The 4,565-nt window shown below is 64.6% G+C and carries 5 protein-coding genes, 1 other RNA gene and 1 pseudogene; 4 read left to right on the plus strand and 3 right to left on the minus strand.

Going from position 1 to position 4,565, the window contains the following annotated elements:
* Positions 1 to 291, plus strand: a 291-nt coding sequence (locus JYJ84_RS29105) for a hypothetical protein (protein WP_205189797.1), incomplete at its 5' end; no start/stop codon positions are given.
* A 160-nt stretch (positions 292 to 451) separates the two neighbouring features.
* Entirely contained in the window at positions 452 to 916 is a 465-nt protein-coding gene (locus JYJ84_RS29110) for an OsmC family protein (RefSeq protein WP_076605865.1), read from the plus strand.
* Positions 917 to 986: 70 nt separating this feature from the next.
* On the opposite strand, the gene rnpB is transcribed toward JYJ84_RS29110, so the two are convergent.
* From rnpB to pyrC, 3 genes and pseudogenes are all read right to left on the minus strand, one after another.
* An RNA gene (rnpB, locus tag JYJ84_RS29115) (RNase P RNA component class A) lies at positions 987 to 1,398 on the minus strand.
* A gap of 12 nt (positions 1,399 to 1,410) precedes the next feature.
* A pseudogene (locus JYJ84_RS38305) lies at positions 1,411 to 1,560 on the minus strand (DUF3025 domain-containing protein); the annotation flags it as partial.
* Between the two features lie 130 nt (positions 1,561 to 1,690).
* A complete protein-coding gene (pyrC, locus tag JYJ84_RS29125) occupies positions 1,691 to 2,755 on the minus strand; it encodes a dihydroorotase (protein WP_027788369.1) in 1,065 nt (354 codons plus the stop codon).
* 206 nt (positions 2,756 to 2,961) lie between these two features.
* Between pyrC and JYJ84_RS29130 the strand changes: the two genes are divergently transcribed.
* Positions 2,962 to 3,873, plus strand: coding sequence for a class II glutamine amidotransferase (locus tag JYJ84_RS29130; RefSeq protein WP_122944479.1), 912 nt, complete (start codon positions 2,962 to 2,964; stop codon positions 3,871 to 3,873).
* 636 nt (positions 3,874 to 4,509) lie between these two features.
* The coding region (locus tag JYJ84_RS38580) for an ESPR-type extended signal peptide-containing protein (RefSeq protein WP_374102140.1) at positions 4,510 to 4,565 on the plus strand (56 nt) is incomplete at its 3' end.

Raw genomic sequence — 4,565 nt, forward strand, 5'->3', positions numbered from 1 at the left:
TCGATGCAACATCGCAGCCGGCCGCCAGGCAGCCCGCATAACGATGCCAGCGCGCGCAAGCCGCGCGCCGATGTTTGCATGGGACGAAAAAAAGCCCGAACGGCTGGTTCGGGCTTAATCCACCATAGGAGGAGGGTGGAGGAGACATTCGGAGGTTGCCGCAGCGCGACAACCAATGAGGCTCGTTATACGAACGCGTTGCCGACTTCACAAGAAAATTTGCATTACGAAATCAAACACCATAATGCGAAATTTATGGCGCCGCGTTTGAAAAATGGGTTTTCTCTTTGAAATCAATCATCTGATCCCGGAAAGCCGGATCGGGAACCGCCCTCGCCTAGAGCAAAACCCCTAAATGCAAAGGGGACTTGGCCGCCTGGCGCCCCGCGCGCACGGCGCTGGCGTTGCGCGTCGTGCAGCGCATCAGCCGACCGTTGCGCAGCGGGCTACAATGCCGGATCGAATCCGAATCAGGCAACGCTGGAGTGCAAGCATGGAATGCAAAGTAAGCTGGATGGGTCAGGACGGCATGGCGTTCTCCGCCGAGACAGGCAGCGGCCACCTCGTCACGATGGATGGCGCGCCCGAAGGCGGCGGCCACAATCTCGCGCCGCGCCCGATGGAAATGGTGCTGCTCGGCACCGGCGGCTGCACGGCCTATGACGTCGTGCTGATCCTGAAGAAGAGCCGCCAGGAAGTCAGCGGCTGCTCGGTCACGCTGAAGGCCGAGCGCGCGAGCGAAGACCCGAAGGTGTTCACGAAGGTGCACTTCCACTTCACCGTCACCGGCCGCAACCTGAACCCGGCCACGGTCGAACGCGCGATCAACCTGTCGCACGACAAGTATTGCTCCGCGTCGATCATGATCGCGAAGACGGCCGAACTCACGCATTCGTTCGACATCGTCGCCGGCTGAACGCACGGCGAGCGCGCATGAAAAAAGGGCCGGCGCTCCGCAAGGAGACGCCGGCCCTTTCGCATTCGAACCGCAAAGCAGGCCGATAAGCCGGATTCTGTGCACGCTGCGCGCCGAAGCACGCAACGCGTGGCAGCCATTCCTCTAGGCGCGCCATTGCTGACGCGCTCAAGCTTCCTACCCGCAGACGAGACGGGGGCCCCGTCCTGCATCCGAAAATGCGCGCCTGCCTACTTGGAATTGCTCCGGGTGGAGGTTACCGTGCCGGCGAACGTCGCCGTCGCCGCGGTGCGCTCTTACCGCACCGTTTCACCCTTACCTGATCCCGGCTTGCGCCGGGCCATCGGCGGTTTGCTTTCTGTTGCCCTGTTCCGCGTGTCGCCACGGATGGCCGTTAGCCATCACCCTGCCCTGTGGAGTCCGGACTTTCCTCGCCCCCGCGCGCCCGAAGGCGGCGAGGCCGCGACTGCCTGGCCTGCTTTGCGACGCGCATTCTAGCACTGCGCGCCGCCGCTGGCAGCGCGCGAACGGCGAACGCTGCGAAACACGGCCGGATCGTCGTAAAACGCAGCCTCGGCATTCGCGTCGCACCAGCCCGGCACGCCGAGCACCGGGAGCGGCGCGAAATCGTGGTTTCGCCTGTCCGTGCGGCCGCCTGTGCAACGCGGCCGGGCCCCGCATAGGACGCGAGCCACGGCACGAACCAGTCGATTCGCGCAAAATTCGCCGCCCCGCTACCGGCCGTCTGGCCAGGTTCGCGCGGCGGCGCGAAGGTCACGCCAGTTTCCAGCCGATCGTCTCGCCGCCGCGCAGCGGCACGACCGGCGTATCGCCCGCGAAGATCTCGCGCGGCAGTTCCCATGCCTCGCGACGCAGCGTGACCGTCTCGGCGCTGCGCGGCAGCCCGTAGAAATCGGCGCCGAAGAAGCTTGCGAAGCCTTCCAGCTTGTCGAGCGCGCCGGCGTGGTCGAACGCTTCCGCATACAGTTCGAGCGCGTGCAGCGCCGTGTAGCAGCCTGCGCAGCCGCACGCGGTTTCCTTCGCGTCGCGCGCATGCGGCGCGCTGTCGGTACCGAGGAAGAAGCGCGGGTTGCCCGACGTCGCAGCCTCGACCAGCGCGACGCGATGCGTCTCGCGCTTCAGCACCGGCAGGCAGTAGTAATGCGGGCGAATCCCGCCGACGAACAGCGCGTTGCGGTTGTACAGCAGGTGATGCGCGGTGATCGTCGCGCCGAGCAGGCCGGGCGCGGCGTCCGCGTCGCGCACGTAGTCGGCCGCGTCCTTCGTCGTGATGTGTTCGAACACGACCTTGAGGCCCGGGAAATCGCGGCGCAGCGGCGTCATCACGCGGTCGATGAAGACCTTCTCGCGGTCGAACAGGTCGATCGACGCATCGGTCACCTCGCCGTGCACGAGCAGCGGCATGCCGGTTTCCTGCATCGCCTCGAGCGTCTTCGCGCACTTCGCGAGATCGGTGACGCCGTGGTCGGAATTCGTCGTCGCGCCGGCCGGATACAGCTTCACGCCGTGCACGAAGCCGCTTTCGCGCGCGCGGCGGATCTCGTCGGGCGGCGTGTTGTCGGTCAGGTACAGCGTCATCAGCGGTTCGAACGTCATCCCGGCCGGCAGCGCGGCGAGGATGCGCTCGCGATACGCCTGCGCCTGCGCGGTGGTCGTCACCGGCGGCTTCAGGTTCGGCATGACGATTGCGCGGCCGAACTGGCGTGCGGTGTGCGGCAGCACGGCGGCCAGCATGTCGCCGTCTCGCAGGTGCAGGTGCCAGTCGTCGGGACGGGCGAGCGAGAGCGTCGCCGGGGAGGAAGCGTTCGAGGCAGTCATAGGAGGCGTCGTGAGGAACGGCCGGGCCATCGGCGGGGCCGGAACGCGCGTGCGCGGGCCGACTGACGGCAAACCGCAACACGGGGCCTTCGGCCGGCGGAATCCGCTTTTTACCGCTCAGGGCTCGGTGATATGCTAGAAGCCGCATTGTACCGGGGTTCGCCCGGTTCGTTACCCCCCCGCCTCAGCCTGCTGCCCCAAGTAAAATGTGCCAACTCTTAGGAATGAACTGCGCCGCGCCGACGGACGTCACATTCTCCTTCACAGGTTTCGCGGCCCGGGGCGGGCTCACCGATCACCATGCCGACGGCTGGGGCATCGCGTTCTTCGAAGATAAAGCCTGCCGCCTGTTCATCGATCACCAGGCATCGGCCACATCGCCGATCGCCGAGATGGTGAAGCGCTACCCGATCAAGTCCAAGAACACGATCGCGCACATCCGCAAGGCCACGCAAGGCCACATCCTGCTCGAGAACAGCCATCCGTTCATGCGCGAGCTGTGGGGCCGGCACTGGATCTTCGCGCATAACGGCGACCTGCAGGATTACGCACCGGACATGGACGGCAGCGTCTACCACCCGGTCGGCACGACCGACAGCGAACAGGCGTTCTGCGTGCTGATGCAGGGGCTGCGCGAAGCGTTCCCCGGTGCGCAGCCGCCGTTGCCCGAGCTGTTCGAGCGCGTCGGCGAACTGACACGCGGCATCACCGATCACGGCGTGTTCAACTTCCTGATGTCGAACGGCCAGGCGTTGTTCGCGCACTGCTCGACGCGGCTGCACTACCTCGTGCGGCGCTGGCCGTTCTCGACCGCGCACCTCGTCGACGAAGACCTGTCGATCGACTTCGCGAAATACACGACGCCCGAGGATCGCGTCGCCGTGATCGCGACGCAGCCGCTCACCGACAACGAGGTCTGGACGGCATTCGAGCCGGGCGAGCTGATCATGTTCCAGTGCGGCGACGTCGCCGCGCGGATGCGGATCCCGGTGCCCGAGCGCGTGCTCGAGAAGCTGCGCAATCCGGCGCTCGACGCATCGGCGTCGGCGCCGCGCGACGCACGCGAGGCGCTCGCCACCGCGGCCGACGTCGATTCCGACGACGCAATCGACTTCTGAGCGCGGCGCGGCGCGCCCGCGCCTCTTCCCTGCCAGCCGCTGCTCCGCAAGACGGTCGCCCGCCATGCACGATCGCGGCGGGCCGTTTTGCACACACGATACCGTGACGCTTGCCGCCGGCCCCTATCGCTCATCCGTGCCAACTCCGTTTCACCCGGCCCACATTCCGGTATCTCGAAGCGACGTCACGCGATAGTCGTTTGATTTAATTCATTTCCAATAGAAAATCGCCAAAAAGAGAAACGAATAAATCACATCGCCAGCATGCACATAATCCGCACACCGCATTTTAAAGCACCAGCCTGACGCAAACCGTGCGTCACCTCACCGAAACGGCGATCACGACGTCACACACAAAAAATCGACCCAACCCTTACCCACAAAGGCTCTCAGTTCGATTCATCACACAAACAAAAAATACCAGGCGAAAACAGCATTAATTCCGCATTTGTAAGCTTCCCGACAATCGCCCGCCCTTCCGGTCAATAGACTCCGCTCATCCTCGGCATAACGAATCGCGATGGGCAGAGACACGGCCACGACCGCCGCACACCCATTCACGCCATTCCCCACCGCGGATTGCGATTTCACTGCACCGCAGTGAAAACCACATCAAAACAAGAGAGAGGGGTTGTCGTGAATCATTCATTTCGATCGATATGGAGCGAGACCACCGGCTGCTGGGTCGCGGC

Origin of the sequence: Burkholderia sp. LMG 13014 (assembly GCF_905232215.1) — a bacterium.
GTDB lineage: Bacteria > Pseudomonadota > Gammaproteobacteria > Burkholderiales > Burkholderiaceae > Burkholderia.